The organism is Curtobacterium sp. MCPF17_002 (assembly GCF_003234115.2).
Classification (GTDB): Bacteria; Actinomycetota; Actinomycetes; order Actinomycetales; family Microbacteriaceae; genus Curtobacterium.
In genome coordinates this window covers 3,335,584-3,361,431 of sequence record NZ_CP126251.1, presented here as the reverse complement: position 1 = coordinate 3,361,431, position 25,848 = coordinate 3,335,584, and the positions used below count along the sequence as shown (strand labels likewise).

Annotated in this window: 17 protein-coding genes and 3 rRNA genes; all 20 read left to right on the top strand. The window is 67.5% G+C overall.

What is annotated here, in order from left to right; all coding sequences use genetic code 11:
• Window positions 1-194 precede the first annotated feature (194 nt).
• The 20 genes from infC to DEJ28_RS15555 all read left to right on the top strand — a co-directional run bounded on the left by infC (window position 195) and on the right by DEJ28_RS15555 (window position 25,846).
• Window positions 195-890: a translation initiation factor IF-3 gene (gene infC / locus DEJ28_RS15650; RefSeq protein WP_111115249.1), complete on the top strand. Its 696-nt coding sequence runs from the start codon at window positions 195-197 to the stop codon at window positions 888-890.
• Between the two features lie 59 nt (window positions 891-949).
• Window positions 950-1,144, top strand: a complete 195-nt coding sequence (gene rpmI, locus DEJ28_RS15645; protein WP_065961871.1) for a 50S ribosomal protein L35 — start codon at window positions 950-952, stop codon at window positions 1,142-1,144.
• 27 nt (window positions 1,145-1,171) lie between these two features.
• The gene (gene rplT / locus DEJ28_RS15640) at window positions 1,172-1,555 is read left to right on the top strand and encodes a 50S ribosomal protein L20 (RefSeq protein ID WP_017887975.1); all 384 of its coding nucleotides are present in this window, start codon (window positions 1,172-1,174) and stop codon (window positions 1,553-1,555) included.
• A gap of 74 nt (window positions 1,556-1,629) precedes the next feature.
• The gene (locus tag DEJ28_RS15635) at window positions 1,630-2,481 is read left to right on the top strand and encodes a TrmH family RNA methyltransferase (RefSeq protein ID WP_111115248.1); all 852 of its coding nucleotides are present in this window, start codon (window positions 1,630-1,632) and stop codon (window positions 2,479-2,481) included.
• A gap of 109 nt (window positions 2,482-2,590) precedes the next feature.
• Complete coding sequence (gene pheS, locus DEJ28_RS15630) at window positions 2,591-3,631, top strand: phenylalanine--tRNA ligase subunit alpha (protein WP_111115353.1); 1,041 nt, start codon at window positions 2,591-2,593, stop codon at window positions 3,629-3,631.
• Window positions 3,631-6,123 carry a phenylalanine--tRNA ligase subunit beta gene (pheT, locus tag DEJ28_RS15625; RefSeq protein ID WP_111115247.1) on the top strand — a complete coding sequence of 831 codons (2,493 nt, stop codon included), beginning with the start codon at window positions 3,631-3,633 and terminating at the stop codon, window positions 6,121-6,123. Before pheS ends, pheT begins: the two co-directional genes overlap by 1 nt.
• Before the next feature lie 76 nt (window positions 6,124-6,199).
• Window positions 6,200-7,297, top strand: coding sequence for an N-acetyl-gamma-glutamyl-phosphate reductase (locus DEJ28_RS15620; RefSeq protein WP_111115246.1), 1,098 nt, complete (start codon window positions 6,200-6,202; stop codon window positions 7,295-7,297).
• Between the two features lie 5 nt (window positions 7,298-7,302).
• Window positions 7,303-8,493, top strand: a complete 1,191-nt coding sequence (argJ, locus tag DEJ28_RS15615) for a bifunctional glutamate N-acetyltransferase/amino-acid acetyltransferase ArgJ (RefSeq protein ID WP_111115352.1) — start codon at window positions 7,303-7,305, stop codon at window positions 8,491-8,493.
• A complete protein-coding gene (gene argB / locus DEJ28_RS15610; protein ID WP_220034619.1) occupies window positions 8,493-9,563 on the top strand; it encodes an acetylglutamate kinase in 1,071 nt (356 codons plus the stop codon). Before argJ ends, argB begins: the two co-directional genes overlap by 1 nt.
• Window positions 9,560-10,783, top strand: coding sequence for an acetylornithine transaminase (locus tag DEJ28_RS15605; protein WP_111115245.1), 1,224 nt, complete (start codon window positions 9,560-9,562; stop codon window positions 10,781-10,783). The genes argB and DEJ28_RS15605 overlap by 4 nt, the downstream gene beginning before the upstream one ends.
• Complete coding sequence (gene argF, locus DEJ28_RS15600) at window positions 10,780-11,796, top strand: ornithine carbamoyltransferase (protein WP_258368017.1); 1,017 nt, start codon at window positions 10,780-10,782, stop codon at window positions 11,794-11,796. The genes DEJ28_RS15605 and argF overlap by 4 nt, the downstream gene beginning before the upstream one ends.
• A gap of 13 nt (window positions 11,797-11,809) precedes the next feature.
• Window positions 11,810-13,006: an argininosuccinate synthase gene (locus DEJ28_RS15595; RefSeq protein WP_111115244.1), complete on the top strand. Its 1,197-nt coding sequence runs from the start codon at window positions 11,810-11,812 to the stop codon at window positions 13,004-13,006.
• Between the two features lie 89 nt (window positions 13,007-13,095).
• Complete coding sequence (argH, locus tag DEJ28_RS15590; RefSeq protein WP_111115243.1) at window positions 13,096-14,547, top strand: argininosuccinate lyase; 1,452 nt, start codon at window positions 13,096-13,098, stop codon at window positions 14,545-14,547.
• On the top strand, window positions 14,544-15,239 hold the full coding sequence (locus DEJ28_RS15585; protein ID WP_111115242.1) for a DNA-3-methyladenine glycosylase: 696 nt from the start codon (window positions 14,544-14,546) through the stop codon (window positions 15,237-15,239). Before argH ends, DEJ28_RS15585 begins: the two co-directional genes overlap by 4 nt.
• Before the next feature lie 49 nt (window positions 15,240-15,288).
• A complete protein-coding gene (gene tyrS, locus DEJ28_RS15580; protein ID WP_111115351.1) occupies window positions 15,289-16,602 on the top strand; it encodes a tyrosine--tRNA ligase in 1,314 nt (437 codons plus the stop codon).
• A 625-nt stretch (window positions 16,603-17,227) separates the two neighbouring features.
• Window positions 17,228-18,749: ribosomal RNA gene (locus tag DEJ28_RS15575) — 16S ribosomal RNA — on the top strand.
• Between the two features lie 458 nt (window positions 18,750-19,207).
• Window positions 19,208-22,336, top strand: a 23S ribosomal RNA gene (locus DEJ28_RS15570).
• 147 nt (window positions 22,337-22,483) lie between these two features.
• Window positions 22,484-22,600 (top strand): 5S ribosomal RNA (gene rrf / locus DEJ28_RS15565).
• The 16S, 23S and 5S rRNA genes sit together here, the layout of an rRNA operon.
• A 1,427-nt stretch (window positions 22,601-24,027) precedes the next feature.
• Complete coding sequence (locus tag DEJ28_RS15560) at window positions 24,028-24,843, top strand: hypothetical protein (protein WP_284180755.1); 816 nt, start codon at window positions 24,028-24,030, stop codon at window positions 24,841-24,843.
• A 25-nt stretch (window positions 24,844-24,868) separates the two neighbouring features.
• Window positions 24,869-25,846, top strand: coding sequence for an HAD-IIA family hydrolase (locus DEJ28_RS15555; RefSeq protein WP_111117222.1), 978 nt, complete (start codon window positions 24,869-24,871; stop codon window positions 25,844-25,846).
• Window positions 25,847-25,848 lie beyond the last annotated feature (2 nt).

The window sequence follows — 25,848 nt, the reverse complement described above, 5'->3', positions numbered from 1 at the left end:
AAAGAGGAGTCTCTCCCACCCGCGGCCGCGCACCACCAGGCTACCGGGTCCACACCGCTCCACCGGCGTCCGCGTCGGTCGGCCGTCCCGCAGGGGTGGCGTCGGGCGGCTGCCGAACGGGTTCCGATCCGTGCGTCAGATCTCCTCTCTCGTGCCGTCGCCCAGGGCAAAAGCCCCGGACGGCCACCACCTGATTGAAGGAGCTCCGCATCACCGATCCCCGTACCAACGACCGAATCCGCGTTCCCGAAGTCCGACTCGTCGGCCCGCAGGGTGAGCAGGTCGGCGTTGTCCCGATCGCCATGGCACTGCGCCTCGCGCAGGAAGCCGAACTGGATCTGGTCGAGGTCGCGCCGAACTCGAAGCCGCCCGTGGCCAAGATCATGGACTACGGAAAGTTCAAGTACGAGGCCGCTCAGAAGGCCAAGGAAGCGCGTCGCAACCAGGTGAACACGGACCTCAAGGAAGTCCGTTTCCGCCTGAAGATCGACGTGCACGACTACGAGACGAAGCGCAAGCGCGCCGAGGGCTTCCTCCTCGGTGGCGACAAGGTGAAGGCGATGATCCTCTTCCGTGGCCGCGAGCAGTCGCGTCCGGAGCAGGGTGTCCGTCTCCTCCAGAAGTTCGCCGAGGAGATCGCTGAGTTCGGTGTCGTCGAGTCGCGTCCGACCCAGGACGGCCGCAACATGACGATGATCATCGCCCCGCTCAAGAACAAGTCCGACGTCAAGGGCGAGCAGAACGCGAAGCGCGCTGCACAGAAGGCCGAGCGTCGTGCCTCCGAGCACGCCGCGAAGGACCACTCTGATGTCGAGCCGGAGACCGAGGCCCCGGCCGAAGCACCCGCGCAGGACACGGCACCGGCCAAGAGCGACGCTCCCGCCGAATAGGTCACCCAGACCGATCCCGCAACGACGCGGCCCCATCCACCCCACGGAAAGGCACCACCATGCCCAAGCAGAAGACCCACTCCGGGTCGAAGAAGCGCTTCAAGGTCACCGGTAGCGGCAAGATCATGAAGCAGCAGGCCGGTATGCGTCACAACCTCGAGGTCAAGTCTGCCAAGCGCAAGGCCCGCCTCAACGAGGACCAGGTCCTCTCGAAGGCCGACGCCAAGAACGTCAAGAAGCTCCTCGGCCACTGAGCCCCCGGATCGTAAAGGAATAGTGCAATGGCACGAGTAAAGAGAGCGGTCAACGCCGCCAAGAAGCGTCGCGTCATCCTCGAGCGCGCCGAGGGTTACCGCGGTCAGCGTTCGCGTCTGTACCGCAAGGCCAAGGAGCAGGTCACCCACTCCCTCGTCTACGCGTACCGCGACCGTCACGCGAAGAAGGGCGAGTTCCGTCGCCTGTGGATCCAGCGCATCAACGCTGCCTCGCGTGCGAACGGCCTGACCTACAACCGCCTCATCCAGGGTCTGAACCTGGCCGGCGTCGAGGTCGACCGTCGCATCCTCGCCGACCTCGCGGTGAACAACCCCGAGACGTTCACGGCGCTGGTCGAGACCGCGAAGAAGGCCCTCCCGGCCGACACCTCGGCCCCCAAGGCCGCGTAGTCACTCCAGCTGCTCACGAAGCCCCCGTTCCGTCCGCGGAACGGGGGCTTCGTGCATGCTGCGACACTTGGTCCGTGACTGATCTCCTCGAGAACCCCCGTGCCGGACGCGTCAAGGCCGTCGCCGCCCTGTCGAAGAAGGACGTCCGTGCCGAGACCGGACTGTTCCTGCTCGAGGGGCCGCAGGCGGTGCGCGAGGCGATCGAGTACCGCCCGGAGCTCCTCCGCGAGCTCTACGTGACCCCGACGGCGGCCGCGCGCTACGCGCTCGACGACGCTCCGGTGGACACCTGGTTCGTCACCGAGCAGGTGCTCGACGCGATGGCCGACACCGTCACGCCGCAGGGCGTCGTCGCGGTGTGCCAGCAGTTCCCGACGTCGGTGAAGGACGTCTTCCCGGACAGCGCTGCGGTCGCCGACGAGTCCGGTGATGCCGGCCTGGAGGCGCGTGGCGGCCTGCCGGGGATCGTCGCGATCCTCGAAGAGGTCCGTGATCCCGGCAACGCCGGCACCATCATCCGCGCTGCTGACGCCGCTGGTGCCGACGCCGTGGTCCTCACCGGGCGGAGCGTCGACCCGTACAACCCGAAGGTCGTGCGCTCGACGACGGGCTCGCTCTTCCACGTCCCGGTGTCCGTCGGCGTGACCCTCGCCGACGCGGTGTCCCGTGCGCGGGGTCTCGGGTACACGATCCTCGCCGCCGACGTCTCGGGCGACGACCTGCCCGACGTCCGTGCCGAGGGCATGCTCGACGGCCCGACGGTGTGGGTGTTCGGGAACGAGGCCCGCGGCCTGACGGCGGAGGACCTGGCCCTCGTCGACCGTGCGGTGAAGGTGCCGATCTACGGCAAGGCGGAGTCGATGAACCTCGCGACCGCGGCGTCCGTCTGCCTGTACGAGTCGGCGTTCGCGCACCGGACGCAGTAGCCCTCGACGGACCCGCTCCAGTCCTCCACAGGCCGACATCCGCGCGGGCTCTCCACCGACCGTGCGGTGCAGGACTGCGGTATCCCACGGGCCGGTAGGCTTGGGTCTCGTGTCAGAACCTCTCGAGATCAGCGAATCGGCCGTCGCCGACGCGGTGGACCGGGCCCTCGCGGCGGTCCGTGCCACGACGACCGTCGCCGAGCTGAAGCAGGCCCGGGCCGAGCACACCGGTGAGCAGTCGCCGCTGGCGCGGATGAACGCCTCGATGCGCAGCGTCCCGCCCGAGCAGAAGGCCGCCGCCGGCAAGCTCGTCGGACAGGCCCGCGGTCAGGTGAACGCAGCGATCGCCGAACAGGAGTCCGTGCTCGCCGAGGCCGAGGAACGTGCGCGGCTCGAGGCCGAGCGCGTCGACGTCACGGCGCTGCCGGTCCGCCACGCGCCGGGCTCGCGCCACCCGCTGTCGCTCCTCAACGAGACCGTCGCCGACATCTTCGTGAGCATGGGATGGGAAGTCGCGGAAGGTCCCGAGCTCGAGCACGAGTGGTTCAACTTCGACGCCCTGAACTTCGACCCGGACCACCCGGCGCGCGCCATGGCCGACACGATCTTCGTCGAGCCCGTCGACCGCCACCTCGTCATGCGCACGCACACCTCACCGGTGCAGGTGCGGTCGTTGCTCTCGCGCGACCTGCCGCTCTACGTGATCGCCCCGGGGCGCGTGTACCGCGCCGACGAGCTCGACGCCACGCACCTGCCGGTCTTCACCCAGGTCGAGGGCATCGCGATCGACAAGGGCCTGACGATGGCGCACCTCCGCGGCACGCTCGAGCACTTCGCCCGGCAGATGTTCGGGGCCGAGGCGCAGATCCGCCTCCGCCCGAACTACTTCCCGTTCACCGAGCCGAGCGCCGAGATGGACGTCTGGCAGCCGAACGCCAAGGGTGGCGCGCGGTGGGTCGAGTGGGGCGGCTGCGGCATGGTCAACCCGAACGTCCTGCGCTCGGCGGGCATCAACCCCGACGAGTACCAGGGCTTCGCGTTCGGCATGGGCATCGAGCGGACGCTGCAGTTCCGCAACGGCCTGAACGACATGCGTGACTTCCTCGAGGGCGACATCCGCTTCTCGCAGCAGTTCGGAACGGTGGTCTGATGCGCGTCCCACTCCGTTGGCTCGGTGAGTCCGTCGACCTCCCCGACGACGTCACCCTCGAGCACGTCCACGCGGCGCTCGTGTCGGTCGGCTTCGAGGAAGAGGACGTCCACACCTACGACCTCACCGGACCGATCGTCGTCGGCCGCGTGCTCGAGCGTGAGCCGGAGCCGCAGAAGAACGGCAAGACGATCAACTGGTGCCAGGTCGACGTCGGCGAGGCAGCGCCCCGCGGCATCGTCTGTGGTGCGCACAACTTCGACGTGGGGGACCTCGTCGTCGTGACGCTCCCCGGCGCCGTCCTGCCCGGGCCGTTCCCGATCGCTGCACGGAAGACCTACGGGCACGTGTCCGACGGCATGATCGCCTCGGCCCGCGAACTCGGGCTCGGCGACGAGCACGACGGCATCCTGCGCTTCGCCGACCTCGGCATGGAGCCCGAGGTCGGTGCGGACGCGATCGCGCTCCTCGGTCTCGACGACGCGGCGGTGGAGATCAACGTCACGCCGGACCGCGGCTACGTGATGAGCATGCGCGGTGTCGCTCGCGAGTACGCGCACGCCACCGGCGCGACGTTCCACGACCCGGTCGAGCGCGTCACGCCGCGCACGGGTGACGGCTTCCGCGTGTCCATCGACGACCAGGCGCCGATCCGTGGCCGCGTCGGTGCGAGCACCTTCGTCACGCGTGTCGTCCGCGGCGTTGACCCCACCGTGAAGACACCGGCCTGGATGGTGTCCCGCCTCGCGCTAGCCGGGGTGCGCTCGATCTCGCTGCCGGTCGACATCACGAACTACGTCATGTTCGAGCTCGGCCAGCCGCTGCACGGGTACGACCTCGCCAAGGTCCGTGGCGGCCTCGGTGTCCGCCGCGCTGCCGCCGGCGAGACCCTGACGACCCTCGACGACGTCGAGCGGAAGCTCGACCCGGAAGACCTCGTCATCACCGACGACGACGGTCCCGTGGGCCTCGCCGGTGTGATGGGCGGCGCCCGCACCGAGATCTCCGACACCACCACCGACGTCCTCATCGAGGCCGCCGGCTTCGACCAGGTGTCGATCGCGCGCACCGCCCGCCGGCACAAGCTGCCGAGCGAGGCGTCCCGCCGCTTCGAGCGCGGTGTCGACCCGCTCGTCGCCGAGGCCGCGGCGAACCGTGCCGTCGAGCTCCTCGTGGAGCTCGCGGGCGGCACCGCCGACCCGCTCGGCTCGACGCTGGTCGACAGCACGCCGCGCCCCCTCGTCTCGATGCGCCTGTCGCGTCCGGCCGAGATCATCGGTGTCGAGTACACCGATGCCGAGGTCATCGACACGCTCCGGGCGATCGGTTCCACGGTCGAGGTCGACGGTGCGCTGCTCGCCGTCACGCCGCCGACCTGGCGTCCCGACCTGACGGACGACACCACCCTCGTGGAGGAAGTGGCCCGCATCGTCGGGTACGACCGCATCCCGAGCGTGCTGCCGGTCGCGCCTCCCGGGCGCGGGCTCACCGGGCACCAGCTCGCACGCCGCCGGGTCGCCGCGGCGCTCGCTGCCGACGGCCTCGTCGAGGTCGTCACCGCCCCGTTCGTGTCCCGGGCGACGCAGGACGCCTACCCGGGCATCGACGGCGACGGCGGTCCGAGCGTCGTGCTCGCGAACGCCCTCGACAGCGAGCAGAGCCTGCTCCGCCGCAGCGGGCTGCCGGCCCTCGTCGACGCCGCCCGACGCAACGTGTCCCGCGGCCTCGTCGACGTCGCCGTGTACGAGACGTCCCGTGTGTTCCTGCCCGTCCAGGGCGTGACCCTCGGGACCGATTCGGTGCCCGCCGGGGCCGCGCTCCCCGATCGCGAGACCCTCGCCGCGCTCGACGCCTCGTTGCCGCCGCAGCCGTTCCACGTGTCCGCGCTGCTCACCGGCCACCGCGTCGTGAAGCAGCCCGGCGTCCTGCCCGAGCCGTACGGCATCGCCGACGCGCTCGACGTCGCCCGCGCGGTGGCCTGGGCCGTCGGGGTGGACCTCACCGTGACGCAGACCACGCACCCGTCGCTCCACCCGGGGCGTGCGGCATCGCTCCTCGTGGGGGACGCCGTGGTCGGGATCGCGGGGGAGCTCCTGCCGGAACTGAGCGAGGCCGCGGTGCTGCCCCGCGTGGTCGCCGTCGTCGAACTCGACCTCGACGCCCTGGTCGCGGCGGCGCCCGATCTCGTGTCGGTGGCGCCGATCGTGTCCTTCCCGGCGGCGACGCAGGACCTCTCCCTGGTGGTCGCTGCCGACGTACCGGCGGGCGAAGTACTGGATGCCGTCGAGCGTGGTGCCGGAGCGCTGTTGGAGTATGCTCGGCTCGTGGATGACTACCGGGGCACCGGCGTGGACGAGGGACAGAAGTCCCTGACGTTCGCGCTGCGGTTCCGCGCCACGGACCGCACCCTGACCGCTGCCGAGGCCACCGAGGCCCGTGACGGCGCTGTCCGACGTGCCGGCGAGCGATTCGGGGCGACCCTGCGCGACTGATCCACCGGGATCAGCACCGCCCGGGGTCGCCGCCTCCGACTCTCTCGACGACCAGTCCGACCAAAGGTGGAATCCCATGTCCGTATCCGTCGCCGTGGCAGGTGCCTCCGGCTACGCGGGCGGTGAGCTCCTCCGTGTGCTCTCCGCTCATCCCGAGTTCGATGTCAGGACGGTGACCGCGTTCTCGAACGCCGGCCAGCCGCTCATCGCGACGCAGCCGCACCTCCGCTCGCTGTCGCACCTGACCCTCGTCGAGACGACGGCGGAGAACCTGCGCGGGCACGACGTCGTGTTCCTCGCGCTGCCGCACGGGCAGTCCGGGGCGATCACCGCCGAACTCGGCGACGACGCCCTCGTCGTGGACTGCGGCGCGGACCACCGGCTGACGGACCCCGCCGCATGGGAAGCGTTCTACGGCGGTGACTACCACGGCGCATGGACCTACGGACTGCCGGAGCTGCTGCTCGCGGCTCCGACGCCCGTCTCGGCAGAGGAATGGCGCGACGTCGACGACATCCAGGCCCAGGGTCGCCAGCGGTCCGCGCTCGTCGGCACGAAGCGCATCGCGGTCCCGGGCTGCAACGTCACCGCGGTGACCCTCGGCATCCAGCCGGGCATCCAGGCCGGGCTCGTCGAGTCCGACGACATCGTCGCCGTCCTGAGCGTCGGGCCGAGCGGTGCCGGCAAGAAGCTCGCGACGACCTACCTCGCATCCGAGATCATGGGGTCGGCCAGCGCCTACGCGGTCGGTGGGAAGCACCGGCACATCCCGGAGATCCAGCAGAACCTGCAGGTCGCCGGTGCCTCGGACGTGACGATCTCGTTCACGCCCGTCCTCGTCCCGATGTCGCGCGGAATCCTGGCGACGACGACCGCGAAGCTCGCCCCCGGCGTCAGCGCCCGCGACGTGCGGCTCGCCTGGGAGCAGGCGTACGCCGACGAACCCTTCGTGCACCTGCTGCCCGAGGGCGAGTTCCCGCGGGTCGCGGACACCATCGGCGCCAACACGGCACTGGTCGGCATCGCCGTCGACGAGGCCGCGGGCCGCGTCGTCGCGGTGACCGCCCTCGACAACCTGGCGAAGGGCACCGCCGGTGCCGCCGTCCAGTCGACCAACATCGCCCTGGGCTTCCCGGAGACCCTCGGCCTCAGCGTGGACGGAGTGGCACCGTGAGCGACGTGACCCAGCAGACGGACGCGACCGCGGGCCTCCAGGGCGTCACCGCAGCAGCGGGCTTCCGCGCGGCGGGCGTGACCGCAGGGTTGAAGCCGAGCGGCAAGCCGGACGTGGCGCTCGTCGTCAACGACGGCCCGGACGCGGCCGTGGCCGCCGTCTTCACCAGCAACCGAGCGCAGGCGCACCCCGTCATCTGGTCGCGTCAGGTGGTCGGCGACGGTGTCGCGCGCGCGGTCGTCCTCAACTCCGGCGGCGCGAACTGCTTCACCGGTCCGTTCGGCTTCCAGACCACCCACATGACGGCCGAGGCGGTCGGCGACGCGCTCGGCGTCGGTGCCGGCGACGTGGTCGTCTGCTCGACCGGCCTGATCGGCGTGGGCGACCAGACGTTCCGCGACAACGTCCTGAAGGGCGTCGACCTCGCGAGCGCCGCGCTCACCGCCGACGGCGGACTCGACGCGGCCACGGCCATCATGACGACCGACACGAAGGCGAAGCTGTCCGTCGCCACCGAGGACGGCTGGACCGTCGGCGGCATGGCGAAGGGCGCGGGCATGCTCGCACCCGGACTCGCGACGATGCTCGTGGTCATCACCACGGACGCCGCACTCACGTCCGACGAGCTCGACCAGGCGCTGCGTGCGGCGACCCGGGTCACGTTCGACCGTGTCGATTCGGACGGCTGCATGTCCACGAACGACACGGTGGTCCTGATGTCCTCAGGGGCGAGCGGTGTCACGCCCGAGGTCGGCGACTTCCAGGAAGCCCTGACCGCGGTGTGCGCCGACCTGGCACGGCAGCTGCAGCAGGACGCCGAGGGCGCGAGCCACGACATCGCGATCTCCGTCGTGAACGCCGCCAGCGAGGACGACGCGGTCGAGGTCGGACGGAGCGTGGCGCGCAACAACCTGTTCAAGGCCGCCGTGTTCGGCAACGACCCGAACTGGGGCCGGGTGCTCGCGGCGATCGGGACGACCGACGCCGAGTTCGACCCCTACGCCGTCGACGTCTCGATGAACGGCGTGCGCGTCTGCCACGCCGGCGCTCCGGACCAGCCGAGCGAGACCGTCGACCTGACGCCGCGGGACACGCACGTGCTGATCGACCTCGGTGTCGGTCCGTACGCTGCCACGATCCTCACGAACGACCTCACGCACGACTACGTGCACGAGAACAGTGCGTACTCCAGCTGATGAGTGACCTGACGAAGCAAGAGGAGCACGAGCTCGCGGCCGTCAAGGCCGCGACCCTCATCGAGTCCCTGCCGTGGCTGAAGCGGTTCTCCGGGAAGATCGTCGTCGTCAAGTTCGGCGGCAACGCGATGATCAACGAGGACCTCAAGCGCGCGTTCGCCGAGGACATGGTCTACCTGCGGTACGCCGGTCTGCACCCCGTCGTCGTGCACGGTGGCGGCCCGCAGATCTCCGCCGCGCTCAAGGAGCAGGGGATCGCGTCCGAGTTCCGGGGCGGGTACCGCGTCACGACGACCGAGGCGATCACGGTCGTCCGCGACGTCCTCGCGGGCGAGGTCAACCGCGAGATCGTCGACCTCGTGAACGAGCACGGCGCGGGCCTGGCCGTCGGCGTCTTCGGCGACGGTGGTTCGCTGTTCACCGGCGAGAAGAAGGGCGTCGTCGTCGACGGCGAGCACTTCGACCTCGGCCACGTGGGCGACATCACCCACGTCGACCCGTCCGGTGTCCTCGCCGCGATCGAGGCCGGCCGCATCCCGGTCGTCTCGAGCATCGCGATCGACGACGCCCACCCGGACCAGGCGCTCAACGTGAACGCCGACGCCGCCGCCGGTGCACTCGCCATCGCGCTGAAGGCGTCGAAGCTCATGATGCTGACCGACGTCCCGGGTCTGTACCGGAACTGGCCGGACCGGGACTCGCTCGTCGACCTCATCGCGGTCGAGGAGCTCCGTGAGCTCCTGCCCTCCCTCGAGTCGGGGATGATCCCGAAGATGACCGCGTGCCTCGACGCCGTGGTCGGCGGGGTGGGCGGCGCGACGATCATCGACGGCCGGATCCCGCACTCGATCCTGCTCGAGGTCTTCACCCTGCGGGGCGCGGGCACCGAGGTGATCCCGGACCCGAGCCGTCGCACCGAGAACCAGATGACCCACGCCGAGATCGGCCGTCGCGTCGCCTCGCCGACGAGCACCGCCGGCCTGGGTGCCGGCCGCCCGGCCACCGCCGGACGCCATGAAGCCAGCACGACCGAGAAGGTCGGCACGACCGAGGAAGGACACGCGCAGTGAGCACCGAGACGCAGACCGAGACCTGGAACGACCGGTTCGGGGCGTCGCTCATGCGATCCCTCACGCCGCCGAAGATCATGCTCGAGCGCGGTGCGGGCTGCCGCGTCTGGGACGTCGACGGCAACGAGTACCTGGACTTCCTCGCCGGCATCGCCGTGAACTCCCTCGGGCACGCGCACCCCGCGCTGGTCGAGGCGATCTCCGACCAGGCCGCGAAGCTCGTGCACGTGTCGAACTACTTCGCCACGCCGCCGCAGCTCGAGCTGGCCGAGCGCCTCAAGCGCATCACCGGCGCCGGCGACACCGGCCGCGTGTACTTCGGCAACTCCGGCGCGGAGGCGAACGAGGCAGCCTTCAAGCTCGCTCGCCTCAACAAGGGCGCCGACGGGCGGAAGACGCGCATCCTCGCCCTGAAGCAGGGGTTCCACGGCCGGACGATGGGGGCGCTCGCCCTCACCGGCAAGCCGGCCCTGCAAGAGGACTTCCTGCCGATGATCCCCGGGGTCGAGCACATCGACTCGGCGGTCGACGCACTCGAGCAGTCGATCGACGACACCGTGGCAGCACTCTTCATCGAGCCGATCAAGGGTGAGGCCGGCGTCGTCGACCTGCCCGAGGGCTTCCTGCTGGCTGCCCGCCGTCTCACCGAGGAGCACGGTGCGCTCCTCGTCCTCGACGAGATCCAGACGGGTGTCGGCCGGACCGGCAACTGGTTCGCCTTCCAGGGGCACGGCTTCGAGCCGGACGCGGTCACGGTTGCGAAGGGCATCGCCGGCGGCTTCCCGATCGGGGCGCTCGTGACGTTCGGCTGGGCCTCCGACCTGTTCTCGGCCGGCCAGCACGGGTCGACCTTCGGCGGCAACCCGCTCGGCACCCGCGTGGCGAACGCCGTGCTCGAGGAGATCGAGCGCGCCGACCTGGTCGCGGGCGCCGTCGTGAAGGGTGCGCGCATCCGTGCGGGCATCGCGGGTCTGGCATCGCCGCTCGTCGAAGAGGTCCGCGGCACCGGACTGCTCATCGGCGTCGGGCTGACCGGCCCGATCGCGGCCGCCGTCAGCGCGGCAGCGCTCGAGCGTGGCCTCATCATCAACGCCCCGAACGAGTCGAGCCTGCGCATCGCGCCGCCGCTCATCGTGTCCGACGACGAGATCGACGAGTTCGTGTCGATCCTCGCCCAGAGCTTCGCGGCCGTCGCTGCCGCCCAGGAGACCTCCGCATGACCCGCCACTTCCTCCGTGACGACGACCTCAGCCAGGCGGAGCAGTCCGCGATCCTCGACCTCGCCGAGGAGATGAAGGCCGACCGCTGGGGTGCGAAGCCCCTCGCCGGCCCGCAGAGCGTCGCGGTCATCTTCGACAAGTCGTCGACCCGGACCCGGGTGTCGTTCCACGTCGGCATCTCCGACCTCGGCGGCAGCCCGCTGATCATCTCGACGGCGAACAGCCAGCTCGGCGGCAAGGAGACCCCGGCCGACACCGCCCGTGTGCTGGAGCGCATGGTGTCGGCGATCGTCTGGCGCACCTACGGCCAGGCCGGCCTCGAGGAGATGGCCGCGAACACGACCGTCCCCGTCGTGAACGCCCTGTCCGACGACTTCCACCCGTGCCAGCTCCTTGCCGACCTGCTGACGATCCGTGAGCACCGCGGCACGTTGGCGGGGCAGACCGTCGCGTTCATCGGTGACGGCGCGAGCAACATGGCGCAGTCGTACCTGCTCGCCGGTGCGACCGCGGGCATGCACGTCCGGGTCGCCGCTCCGGCCGAGTTCTCGCCCGCGGCCGAGGTCGTCACCGACGCCGAGCGCCGTGCTGCCGAGACCGGCGGATCGGTCCTGGTCGTGACGGACCCGGTCGCCGCCGTCTCCGGCGCGGACGTCGTCGTCACCGACACCTGGGTGTCGATGGGGAAGGAAGACGAGAAGCAGGCGCGACTCGACACCTTCAACGGCTACCGCGTGGACGACGCCCTGATGGCACACGCCGCAGACGACGCGGTGTTCATGCACTGCCTGCCGGCGGACCGCGGGTTCGAGGTGACGGCCGAGGTCATCGACGGACCGCGCAGCATCATCTGGGACGAGGCGGAGAACCGTCTGCATGCCCAGAAGGCCCTCCTCGCCTGGCTGCTCGCCGCCAACGCCAACGCCAACGCCGCCAATGCCAACGCCAACGCCGCCAACGCCAACGCCAACGCCGGCGCCGCCGCGACCGCCACGATCGCCACCGGCGCCTGACCGGGAGACACCAGTGGCAGACCGCGTCGTCCTCGCGTACTCCGGCGGCCTCGACACCTCCGTCGGGATCGGCCGGCTGCGTGACGCCACGGGCAAGGACGTCGTCGCGCTCGTGGTCGACGTCGGTCAGGGCGGCGAGGACCTCGCGGCCATCCGGCAGCGCGCGCTCGACTGCGGGGCGGTCGAGTCGATCGTCGTCGACGCGAAGGACGAGTTCGCCGACGACTACATCGTGCCCGCGCTCAAGGCGAACGCCCTGCACCAGAAGCGCTACCCGCTGATCTCGGCCCTGAGCCGACCGCTCATCGCGAAGCACCTGGCGCTGACGGCCACGCAGCTGGGCGCGGACAGCATCGCGCACGGCTGCACCGGCAAGGGCAACGACCAGGTCCGGTTCGAGGCGGCCGTGGCAGCGGTCGCGCCGCACCTGTCGACCCTCGCGCCGGTGCGTGACCTCGCACTCACCCGCGACCGGGCGATCGCGTACGCGGAGGAGCACGGGCTGCCGATCGAGCAGTCGCCCCGGTCGCCGTACTCGATCGACCAGAACGTGTGGGGCCGTGCGGTGGAGACGGGCCTCCTCGAGGACCCGTGGAACGCCCCACCGGAGGACCTCTACGCGTACACGCAGGACCCGACGGTGCCGCGCGACCCGGGCGAGGTGACGGTCACGTTCGAGCAGGGCGTCCCGGTCGCGATCGACGGCCAGCGCTTCAGCGTGCTGCGGATCGTGCAGGAGCTGAACGCCCTGGCCGGCAAGCACGGGGTCGGACGCATCGACGTGGTGGAGGACCGGCTGGTCGGCATCAAGTCGCGCGAGGTCTACGAGGCCCCGGCGGCCGTGGCGCTCATCGCGGCGCACGAGGAACTCGAGAGCCTGACGCTCGAACGCGACGTGCACCGGTACAAGCGGCACGTCGAGGCCGAGTGGGCTGACCTCGTCTACGACGGCCTGTGGTTCGGTGGCCTGAAGCGCAGCCTCGACGCCTTCGTCGACCACACCCAGCAGCACGTGTCGGGTGACGTGCGCCTGCAGCTGCACGGCGGGCGAGCGGTGGTCACCGGGCGCCGGTCGAGCCAGAGCCTCTACGACTTCGAGCTCGCGACGTACGACACCGGCGACGCGTTCGACCAGTCGCAGGCGAAGGGCTTCACCGACATCTGGTCACTGCCGAGCAGGATCGCCGCCCGCCGCGACCAGGCGAACTGATCCAGCAAGCGGCGACCGGGCGAACTGATCCAGCAAGCGGCGACCAGCCCCGAACCAGCCCCATCCACGACGAACGAGCAGAGCGAGACATGACCGACGCGACCCAGCCCGCCGCCAAGACCGACGCCACCAACACCGGCGCCCTCTGGGGCGCCCGTTTCGCCGACGGCCCGAGCGCCGAGCTCGCTGCCCTGTCGAGGTCGACGCAGTTCGACTGGCAGCTCGCGCCGTACGACATCGCCGGGTCTCGAGCGCACGCCCGGGCACTGCAGACGGCGGGGTACCTCTCGGAGGACGAACTCGACCGGATGCTGGCCGGCCTCGACCGGCTGGAATCCGCGCACGCCGACGGCACCCTCGTGCCGGACGACGGTGACGAGGACGTCCACGGCGCCCTCGAGCGCCTCCTCATCGCGGACGTCGGGCCGGAGCTGGGCGGCAAGCTCCGCGCCGGCCGGAGCCGCAACGACCAGATCGCGACGCTCGGCCGCATGCACATGCTCGACCACGGGCGCCGGATCGGGCGCCTCGTGATCGACCTCGTCGACGCGATCTCGCAGCAGGCGAACGAGCACCCGGGCGCGATCATGCCGGGTCGCACACACCTGCAGCACGCGCAGCCGGTCCTCCTCGCCCACCACCTGCTCGCGCACGCGTGGCCGTTGGTCCGCGACCTCGAGCGGCTCCGCGACTGGGCCGACCGGGCGAGCGTGAGCCCGTACGGTGCGGGAGCGCTGGCGGGCAGCTCGCTGGGGCTGGACCCGGCGGCGATCGCCCGGGAACTCGGCTTCGCCCGCCCGGCCGACAACTCGATCGACGCGACGGCCGCCCGCGACGTGGTGGCCGAGTTCGCCTTCGTCCTGGCGCAGATCGGCATCGACGTGTCCCGTCTGGCCGAGGAGATCATCCTCTGGAACACGAAGGAGTTCGGCTTCGTCCGGCTTCACGACGCGTTCTCGACCGGCTCGAGCATCATGCCGCAGAAGAAGAACCCGGACATCGCCGAGCTCGCCCGCGGCAAGTCGGGCCGACTGATCGGCAACCTGACGGGGCTGCTCGCGACGCTGAAGGGGTTGCCGCTGGCGTACAACCGCGACCTGCAAGAGGACAAAGAACCGGTCTTCGACTCCGTCGCCCAGCTCGAGGTGCTCCTGCCCGCCTTCACCGGCATGGTGGCGACGCTGGCCTTCGACACCGACCGGATGGCCGAGCTCGCGCCGCAGGGGTTCTCGCTCGCGACGGACGTCGCCGAGTGGCTGGTCCGCCAGGGTGTGCCGTTCCGTGACGCGCACGAGATCTCGGGTGCGCTGGTCCGGGTCTGCGAGGAGCGCGGCATCGAGCTCGACCAGCCGACCGACGACGAGTACCGCGCGGTGTCCGAGCACCTGACGCCGGAGGTCCGCGCCGTCCTCACGATCGAGGGCAGCGTCGCATCCCGTGCCGGTGTCGGCGGGACCGCGCCGGACCGGGTCGCCGAGCAGCTCGCGTCGCTCACCCACCGCGTGCACGACCTCGCCGAGGGCGTGCCGTTCACGCGATGACCGACCCCGTCCTCGCGCTCCTGTCCGAGCCGGCTCCGGTGTCCGCGCCGGCGCTGCTCGGGGCGACGATCGCGGGCAAGGGCGTGACGCTCCGGATCACCGAGGTCGAGGCCTACTCCGGCCCGACCGATCCGGGCTCCCACGGCCACCGCGGTCCGACACCGCGCAACCGGCACCTGTTCGGACCGCCGGGGACGCTCTACGCGTACCGCTCGTACGGCATCCACACCTGCGTCAACGTGGTCAGTGCCCCCGAGGGCACGTCCTCCGGTTCTCTGCTCCGCGGCGCGGAGGTCGTCGACGGCGTCGCGGCCGCTCGGGAGCGGCGCGGGCCCTCGATCGCGGACGTCGCGCTGGCACGAGGGCCCGGCAACCTCGGCGGGGCACTCGGCGCCGTCCTGGGGGAGGACGACGGGACCGGACTCCTCGACGGGTCCGGTCCGTACGTGCTGACGCTCGCACCCGGCCTGGAGGCGCGGCTCGCCTCCGCCGGGACGGCCCACGTCGTCGAGGAACTCCTGCTCGAGACCCTCCCCGGACCGGCCGCGACCGGCCCGGTCCCACGGATCTCGCGCGGCCCGCGCACCGGCGTCGGCGGCATCGCCGGCGGGGCGGGGTTCCCCTGGCGTTTCTGGCTGACCGGTGACCCGACGGTCTCGACGTACCGACGTCACAAGGGTGCGGTCGGCTGACCAACCCGCACCGCGCCTCCAGGCTCACCTGCGCCGGTACGATGGCGAGGTGTCCAGTGAACCCGCTCACGATGTCCTGACGCGCCAGCAGAACGACCCGACCTTCGCCTCGGTCTGGGACGAACTGCGCTGGCGCGATCTGGTGCACGTCTCGACCGACGAGACCGCACTCAAGGAGGCCCTCGACGGCGAGCCGATCACGTACTACTGCGGGTTCGACCCGACGGCTGCGTCCCTGCACTGCGGCAACCTGCTGCAGCTCCTGACGATGCGGCGGATCCAGTTGGCCGGGCACAGGCCGCTCGCTCTGGTCGGCGGTTCGACCGGTCTGATCGGTGATCCGCGGCCGACGGCCGAGCGCACCCTGAACACCCCGGAGACCGTGGCGGACTGGGTGACCCGTCTGCAGGGCCAGGTGTCGCGGTTCCTCAGTCCGGACGGCGACAACGGTGTCCGTCTCGTGAACAACCTCGACTGGACCGCGCCGCTGTCGGCCATCGACTTCCTGCGCGACATCGGGAAGTACTTCCGCGTGAACTCGATGCTGAAGAAGGACGCCGTCGCCGCGCGCCTGAATTCCGACTCGGGGATCAGCTACACCGAGTTCAGCTACCAGATCCTGCAGGGCCTCGACTACCGCGAGCTCTTCCGGCAGTACGGGTGCACGCTGCAGACCGGTGGGTCCGACCAGTGGGGCAACCTGACCTCGGGGACGGAGCTGATCCGACGCTCCGAGGGCACGTCGGTGCACGCGCTGGGGACGCCCCTCATCACGAACTCCGACGGTACGAAGTTCGGCAAGAGCGAGGGCAACGCGATCTGGCTCGACCCGGAGATGACGTCGCCGTACGCGTTCTACCAGTTCTGGCTCAACACGACGGATGCCGACGTGATCGCCCGGCTGCGACAGTTCACGTTCCTGTCCCGCGAGGAGATCGAGCGTCTCGAGCGGGCGGTGGCGGACGAACCCTTCCGCCGAGAGGCGCAGCGGACCCTCGCGGTCGAGGTGACGACGATCGTGCACGGACCCGCGGCGACGCAGGCGGCGATCGATGCCTCCGCGGCACTGTTCGGCAACGGCGACCTGGCGGCGCTCGATGCGGCGACCCTGCGTTCGGCCATCGCCGAGCTCCCGGGGTCGGTGACCCTTGCCGGCGATGCGGACGTGGCGCGAGCGCTCGTCGACACCGAGTTGGTGAAGTCCCTGGGGGAGGCCCGTCGTGCGATCGACCAGGGCGGCGTGTACGTGAACAACGCCCGCGCCGAGGATCCCGCGGCCTCGCTGTCCGACCTCGCCCTGCCCGGGGGAGTGCTCGTGCTCCGTCGTGGCAAGAAGACCCTCGCCGGAGTGACGCTCGCCTGATCGTCCGCGATCGGCGGAGCTCTGCGGTGTCCGTCGGTGTCCAACGGTGCCCGGTTCCCCTGGTGGGAGCCGGGCACCGCTGCGTTCCGGGGCTGATGTTGCAGAACGCGACACGCCCGGGATGTGGGCCGGCTTGGCGCTCCGCCGAACCCCTGCGTAAAGTAATCACTCGTCACCCCAAAGGTGCGGCGGAGCGGCTGGAGCGAAAGCCCAGAGCACGTCGGCCCTCAAGCGGGACCATCCTCCACTGAAGTTCAGATCTGGCCTTGCGCTGGACTGCTTCGACGCCTAGGATGACTACTCCACCGGTTCTCTCCTTCGGGATGAGCCACTGGGCCCACGAGGTGCAACGCCTCCGGACCCGACGCAGGTCACGCGACCTGACCGGTGACAACCAAGAACGAATGCCTCTCTGGCGGAACCTCTTTCGGGGTCGAGCGGGGAGTGCGTCTGGTCCTTGAGAACTCAACAGCGTGCACATTGTCAATGCCAATTTATTGATTGACCTCGTGCCTGGTCGGCTTGCTGACCGGGTCATGAAGCAATTCCTTTTGGATTGAAGATTGTCAGTAGACAGTCAACAGTCAGAATCAACTCGCTGACACTTCGGTGTTGGTTGTAATTTTTTACGGAGAGTTTGATCCTGGCTCAGGACGAACGCTGGCGGCGTGCTTAACACATGCAAGTCGAACGATGATGCCCAGCTTGCTGGGTGGATTAGTGGCGAACGGGTGAGTAACACGTGAGTAACCTGCCCCTGACTCTGGGATAAGCGTTGGAAACGACGTCTAATACTGGATATGACTGCCGGCCGCATGGTCTGGTGGTGGAAAGATTTTTTGGTTGGGGATGGACTCGCGGCCTATCAGCTTGTTGGTGAGGTAATGGCTCACCAAGGCGACGACGGGTAGCCGGCCTGAGAGGGTGACCGGCCACACTGGGACTGAGACACGGCCCAGACTCCTACGGGAGGCAGCAGTGGGGAATATTGCACAATGGGCGAAAGCCTGATGCAGCAACGCCGCGTGAGGGATGACGGCCTTCGGGTTGTAAACCTCTTTTAGTAGGGAAGAAGCGAAAGTGACGGTACCTGCAGAAAAAGCACCGGCTAACTACGTGCCAGCAGCCGCGGTAATACGTAGGGTGCAAGCGTTGTCCGGAATTATTGGGCGTAAAGAGCTCGTAGGCGGTTTGTCGCGTCTGCTGTGAAATCCCGAGGCTCAACCTCGGGCTTGCAGTGGGTACGGGCAGACTAGAGTGCGGTAGGGGAGATTGGAATTCCTGGTGTAGCGGTGGAATGCGCAGATATCAGGAGGAACACCGATGGCGAAGGCAGATCTCTGGGCCGTAACTGACGCTGAGGAGCGAAAGCATGGGGAGCGAACAGGATTAGATACCCTGGTAGTCCATGCCGTAAACGTTGGGCGCTAGATGTAGGGACCTTTCCACGGTTTCTGTGTCGTAGCTAACGCATTAAGCGCCCCGCCTGGGGAGTACGGCCGCAAGGCTAAAACTCAAAGGAATTGACGGGGGCCCGCACAAGCGGCGGAGCATGCGGATTAATTCGATGCAACGCGAAGAACCTTACCAAGGCTTGACATACACCGGAAACGGCCAGAGATGGTCGCCCCCTTGTGGTCGGTGTACAGGTGGTGCATGGTTGTCGTCAGCTCGTGTCGTGAGATGTTGGGTTAAGTCCCGCAACGAGCGCAACCCTCGTTCTATGTTGCCAGCGCGTTATGGCGGGGACTCATAGGAGACTGCCGGGGTCAACTCGGAGGAAGGTGGGGATGACGTCAAATCATCATGCCCCTTATGTCTTGGGCTTCACGCATGCTACAATGGCCGGTACAAAGGGCTGCGATACCGTAAGGTGGAGCGAATCCCAAAAAGCCGGTCTCAGTTCGGATTGAGGTCTGCAACTCGACCTCATGAAGTCGGAGTCGCTAGTAATCGCAGATCAGCAACGCTGCGGTGAATACGTTCCCGGGCCTTGTACACACCGCCCGTCAAGTCATGAAAGTCGGTAACACCCGAAGCCGGTGGCCTAACCCTTGTGGAAGGAGCCGTCGAAGGTGGGATCGGTGATTAGGACTAAGTCGTAACAAGGTAGCCGTACCGGAAGGTGCGGCTGGATCACCTCCTTTCTAAGGAGCATCTGGTTCTGTGGCTGCCCCTTTGGGGTGGTGATGGGATCCAGGCGCCGAGTAACCCGAACGTGGTTGCCGGTAGCTCATGGGTGGAACATTGACAGTGCAGTTGGGAGTGATGCTTCCGATTTTTAGTACACCGGGCTTTGTCTGGTTGGAACGGGTCGGGGTGGAGCTGCTGGCTGGTGCACGTTGTTGGGTCCTGAGGGACCAGGCTTCCTGCTGGTCATGCCCTGATGGGTGTGGGTGGTGGGGGTTGGGCCGCACAGGTTGTGAGACTTGTGGGTGTCCTTCGGTGGGCTGCATGAAGCTGGAGCGTTTGCTTCGGGGGAGTGTGGTGCCGATCGTATGTTGAGAACTACACAGTGGACGCGAGCATCTTTTAGATCACTCGCAATGATGATCACCTTTCGGGGTGGTCTTGTTGACGAGTCGATCGCAATTTTAATCTTTGTGGTCAAGTTTCTAAGAGCAAACGGTGGATGCCTTGGCATCTGGAGCCGAAGAAGGACGTAGAAATCTGCGATAAGCCTCGGGGAGCTGATAATCGAGCTGTGAGCCGAGGATTTCCGAATGGGGAAACCCCGCTGGGCGCTTTTGCGACCTGGTGACTCCCGCCTGAATATATAGGGCGGGTAGAGGGAACGTGGGGAAGTGAAACATCTCAGTACCCACAGGAAGAGAAAACAACATGTGATTCCGTGAGTAGTGGCGAGCGAAAGCGGATGAGGCTAAACCGATCATGTGTGATAGCCGGCGGGCGTTGCATGGTCGGGGTTGTGGGACACGTCACTCAGTTCTGCCGGACTGGGACGGTTACAGCGCATCATAGTCGAACTGGTTGGAAAGCCGGGCCGTAGTGGGTGATAGCCCCGTAGACGAAATGGTGTTATGGCCGGATGTGTATCCCAAGTAGCACGGGGCCCGAGAAATCCCGTGTGAATCTGTCAGGACCACCTGATAAGCCTAAATACTCCCAGATGACCGATAGCGGACAAGTACCGTGAGGGAAAGGTGAAAAGTACCCCGGGAGGGGAGTGAAATAGTACCTGAAACCGTTTGCTTACAAACCGTCGGAGCCTCCTTAGTAGGGGTGACGGCGTGCCTTTTGAAGAATGAGCCTGCGAGTTAGTGATATGTGGCGAGGTTAACCCGTGAGGGGCAGCCGTAGCGAAAGCGAGTCTGAATAGGGCGATTCAGTCGCATGTCCTAGACCCGAAGCGAAGTGATCTATCCATGGCCAGGTTGAAGCGACGGTAAGACGTCGTGGAGGACCGAACCCACTTCAGTTGAAAATGGAGGGGATGAGCTGTGGATAGGGGTGAAAGGCCAATCAAACTTCGTGATAGCTGGTTCTCTCCGAAATGCATTTAGGTGCAGCGTTGCGTGTTTCTCGCCGGAGGTAGAGCTACTGGATGGCCGATGGGCCTCAACAGGTTACTGACGTCAGCCAAACTCCGAATGCCGGTGAGTGAGAGCGCAGCAGTGAGACGGTGGGGGATAAGCTTCATCGTCGAGAGGGAAACAACCCAGACTACCAACTAAGGTCCCTAAGCGTGTGCTAAGTGGGAAAGGATGTGGAGTTGCATAGACAACCAGGAGGTTGGCTTAGAAGCAGCCACCCTTGAAAGAGTGCGTAATAGCTCACTGGTCAAGTGATTCCGCGCCGACAATGTAACGGGGCTCAAGCACACCACCGAAGTTGTAGATTTCGCACACTCGATAAGCCTTCGTGGTTCAGTCGTGCGGAGTGGTAGGAGAGCGTCGTGTGGCGAGTGAAGCGGCGGAGTGATCCAGCCGTGGACGCTACACGAGTGAGAATGCAGGCATGAGTAGCGAAAGACGGGTGAGAAACCCGTCCTCCGAAAGACCAAGGGTTCCAGGGCCAGGTTAATCCGCCCTGGGTAAGTCGGGACCTAAGGCGAGGCCGACAGGCGTAGTCGATGGACAACGGGTTGATATTCCCGTACCGGCGAACAACCGCCCAAGCTAATCCAGTGGTGCTAAGAGTCCTAACCCGGTTCCAGCGGATCCCTTCGGGGTGATGCGGTCCGGTCTAACGCTCGAACCCATGCTGGTGCGGTTAGCGTATGAACAGGTGTGACGCAGGAAGGTAGCTGAGCCAGGCGATGGTATCCGTAAGGTGAACCTGGTGTAAGGATGTAGGGCTGACGATAGGCAAATCCGTCGTCTGTATGCCTGAGATCCGACGCGTACCCGTAAGGGGAAATCAGTGATCCTATGCTGCCGAGAAAAGCATCGACGCGAGGTTGCAGCCGCCCGTACCCGAAACCGACTCAGGTGGTCAGGTAGAGAATACCAAGGAGATCGAGATAATCGTGGTTAAGGAACTCGGCAAAATGCCCCCGTAACTTCGGGAGAAGGGGGGCCGGACACGTGACCGGATTTACTCCGTGAGCGTTGAAGGCCGCAGAGACCAGTGGGAAGCGACTGTTTACTAAAAACACAGGTCCGTGCGAAGTCGCAAGACGATGTATACGGACTGACGCCTGCCCGGTGCTGGAAGGTTAAGAGGAGGGGTTAGCCTTTGGGCGAAGCTCTGAATTTAAGCCCCAGTAAACGGCGGTGGTAACTATAACCATCCTAAGGTAGCGAAATTCCTTGTCGGGTAAGTTCCGACCTGCACGAATGGCGTAACGACTTCCCAGCTGTCTCAACCGCGAACTCGGCGAAATTGCACTACGAGTAAAGATGCTCGTTACGCGCAGCAGGACGGAAAGACCCCGTGACCTTTACTACAGTTTGGTATTGGTGTTCGGAGTGGCTTGTGTAGGATAGGTGGGAGACTGTGAAGCGGGCACGCTAGTGTTCGTGGAGTCATTGTTGAAATACCACTCTGGTCACTTTGGATGTCTAACGTAGGACCCTGATCGGGTTCATGGACAGTGCCTGATGGGTAGTTTAACTGGGGCGGTTGCCTCCCAAAGAGTAACGGAGGCGCCCAAAGGTTCCCTCAACCTGGTTGGCAATCAGGTGGCGAGTGTAAGTGCACAAGGGAGCTTGACTGTGAGACTGACAGGTCGAGCAGGGACGAAAGTCGGGACTAGTGATCCGGCAGTGGCTTGTGGAAGCGCTGTCGCTCAACGGATAAAAGGTACCTCGGGGATAACAGGCTGATCTTGCCCAAGAGTCCATATCGACGGCATGGTTTGGCACCTCGATGTCGGCTCGTCGCATCCTGGGGCTGGAGTAGGTCCCAAGGGTTGGGCTGTTCGCCCATTAAAGCGGTACGCGAGCTGGGTTTAGAACGTCGTGAGACAGTTCGGTCCCTATCCGCTGCGCGCGTTGGAAATTTGAGAAGATCTATCCCTAGTACGAGAGGACCGGGATGGACGAACCTCTGGTGTGTCAGTTGTTCTGCCAAGGGCACCGCTGATTAGCTACGTTCGGACCGGATAACCGCTGAAAGCATCTAAGCGGGAAGCCGTCTTCGAGATGAGATTTCCATGCACCTTGAGTGTGAGAGGCTCCCAGCAGACTACTGGGTTGATAGGCCGGATGTGGAAGCGGGGACTAACGACCCGTGGAGCTGACCGGTACTAATAAGCCGAAGACTTGACACCAACTATTTCCCAACCTTCGGGTTGGGGCTCGCGTCCACTTTGTGGTTCCCGACAGACGATCGGGAACATGAAACTGAATACCGCGCTGCACCCGTATGGGTGTCAGCCGGGACAGCTTTTCTGATCCTCGTATTGGGTCGAAGGTGTTCCGGTGGTCATAGCGAGAGGGAAACGCCCGGTCACATTCCGAACCCGGAAGCTAAGCCTCTCAGCGCCGATGGTACTGCAAGGGGGACCTTGTGGGAGAGTAGGACGCCGCCGGACTTAACGTGCAACACCAGATGTGGCCATCGGCCCTCCATCGAGAACTCGCAGGGGAGACCCTCGTTCTCGACGGAGGCCGGTGGCCATTTCTGTTTCTGCCGCAGGTCACTCGACTCGTGGACTCGTCCGTGATGGACTAGATCCACGAGCACCGAGGGACGGGTGCGGCACCGACAACACACAACGACACAGCGGACGATCGCACGAGCATGAGCTCGTGCACGCAACGAGGAGCAACGGTGGCGAACGACGACGAGCAGCGGCGGAACGACGGCGACCGCGGAGACCGACCCCGCCGGGACGGCGACCGTGCCCCTCGGGGTGACGGTGGGAACCGTTGGTCGTCCGGGCCCCGTGACTTCGAACGTCGCGAGGGTGAGCGTCGTGATGCTCCTCGGCGTGACGGCGATCGTCCTCGCACGGGTGGGCCGGCGCGCGACGGCGGGCGGTCCTTCCGTGACGGCGACCGCTCGGGCGCTGATGGTGGGCGTCGCCCGGCCTGGCGGGGCGACCGTGACGACTCGAGCCGTCCTCCGCGTGGTGACGGACCCCGTGGTGCCGACCGTCCGCGCCGCGACGGGGATCGTCCGGTCCGTTCGGACCGTCCCGCTCGTGATGGGGATCGTCCGTTCCGTTCGGACCGTCCCGCTCGTGATGGTGACCGTCCGTTCCGTTCGGACCGTCCCGCTCGTGATGGTGACCGTCCGTTCCGTTCGGACCGTCCCGCTCGCGATGGTGACCGTCCGCGTCGCGATGGTGACCGTCCGTTCCGGTCCGATCGTCCGGCTCGTGATGGTGACCGTCCGCGTCGCGATGGTGACCGTCCGTTCCGCTCCGACCGCCCCGCTCGTGATGGTGACCGTCCGTTCCGCTCCGACCGCCCCGCTCGTGACGGTGACCGTCCGTTCCGCTCGGACCGCCCCGCTCGTGACGGTGACCGTCCGTTCCGGTCGGACCGTCCGGCCCGTGGTGGCGACGACGGTCCGCGTCGCGACGGTGACCGTCCGTTCCGCTCGGACCGCCCCGCCCGTGACGGCGATCGTCCGTTCCGGTCGGACCGTCCCGCGCGTGACGGCGACCGTCCCTTCCGCGGTGGTTCCGACCGCCCGCGCACGGGCGACCGCCCGCAGCGTGACGGCGACCGCCCGTTCCGTGGTGGATCCGACCGTGACCGCGGTGGCCGCGACGACCGTCAGCGCTTCGGCGACGGCAGCCGTCACGCCGGCGCCCGCTTCGGTGAGGCCGCTCGCGACGACTGGGAAGACCGCGACCCGTACGGCACCAGGTCGATCCGTCCGCGCCACGAGGACCCGGAGATCCCCGAGGAGATCACTGCGCGGGACCTCGACAAGGTCGCGCGGACGGAGCTCAAGACCCTCAGCAAGGACAACGCCGACTGGGTGGCGCGTCACCTCGTGGCGGCCGCGATGCTCGTCGACGACGACCCGGAGACCGCGAACCAGCACGCCCTGAGCGCCGCTCGCCGTGCGGGCCGGGTCGGGGTCGTTCGTGAGACCGCTGCGATCACGGCCTACCGGCTCGGTGACTTCGGCACGGCGCTGCGCGAGCTCCGCACGTACCGCCGGATCTCCGGCCGCAACGACCAGCTGCCGATGATGGTCGACTGCGAGCGCGGCCTCGGCCGTCCGGAGCGTGCCCTCGAGCTCGGCCGCTCGGTCGACCGTGCTGCACTCGACACCGCCGTGCAGGTCGAGCTCGCGATCGCGATGTCCGGTGCGCGACTCGACCTCGGGAATCCCACAGCCGCACTCGGCGAGCTGGAGATTCCACAGCTCGACCCGTCCACTGCGTACACCTGGTCCCCGGCGCTCTACAGTGCTTACGCGGCCACGCTCGAGGAGCTCGGCCGTCAGGACGAGGCCGACGAGTGGTGGGCCCGTGTCGATCGTGCTGCCGAGGCCCTGGCCGAGGTCGCCGATGAGAACGCTTGGGAGACAGTTGATGTGGTCGAGGAAGAAGTCGAGGTCGAAGGACGCGGAGACGACGAGTTCGACGCCGTCGGGAACGACGACGTCGACACGGAACCCGCTGACGACATCGCCGACGACGAAGCAGCCGACGACGAGCCCGCTGACGGCGAGCGCGTCGACGGCGAGCCAGTCGACGGCGAGCTCATCGACGAACCCCTCGACGAGCCGGCCGACGACGAGCCAGCAGGCGACGAGCCCGGCGAGATCGACGACGACAACCCCGTCGACGTCGACGGCTCCGCAGCCGACTGAAACCCCGAAGCCGCCGACGGACGGTGTGGACGTCGTCCTCACCGACCTCGACGGCGTCGTGTACCGCGGCCGCAACGCGATCCCGCACGCGGTCGAGGCGCTGACGCGTGCATCACTGACCGCACGCGTCGGGTACATCACCAACAACGCGTCCCGGCGTCCCGTCGACGTCGCCGAGCACCTCGAGCGCTACGGCCTCGAGGTCTCGGCTGACGACGTCGTGACCTCGTCGCAGGCGGGCGTCCGGTTGCTCGAGACGCTCGTCCCCGCCGGCTCCACTGTCCTCGTCACCGGGGGCCTCGGACTCACGAGCATCGTCGAGGAAGCCGGCTTCACCGTCACGACCAGCGCTGAGGACTCCCCGGCGGCCGTCATCCAGGGGTTCTCGCCGGACCTCGGGTGGACGCACCTGGCCGAGGCGTCGTTCGCCCTCGCGGACCCCGAGATCCCGTGGGTCGCGACCAACATGGACTGGTCGATCCCGGTCGAGCGCGGCATCGCTCCCGGCAACGGCACGCTCGTGTCCGCCGTGCACCAGGCCGTCGGACGGATGCCGGTCGTCGCGGGGAAGCCCGAGCGGCCGATCTTCGACGCGGCGATCGCCCGGTTCGGCGGCGAGCACCCGCTGTTCATCGGGGATCGGCTCGACACCGACATCAAGGGCGCCAACGACGTGGGCATCCCGAGCGTCCTGGTGCTGACCGGCATCGACACGGCGAAGCAGGTGCTCGCGGCCGACCAACGCTCGCGTCCGACGTACATCCTGCGGGACCTCCGCGGGCTGTCCGAGCCGTACCCGCTGACCGTCCGCCGCGAGGACCCGGACGGCACCCGGTACGCCACCGTCGGTGCGGTCACGGTCGCGATGCGCGGACACGTCGTGCGGGTGCTGGACGACGGCGACGCGCTCGATCTGCTGCGCGCGGGGACGGCGCTCATCTGGGAGTCCGGGCTGGCCATCTACGGCCTCGATGTCGACCCGAAGCTGTACGGCGGCGAGTAGCG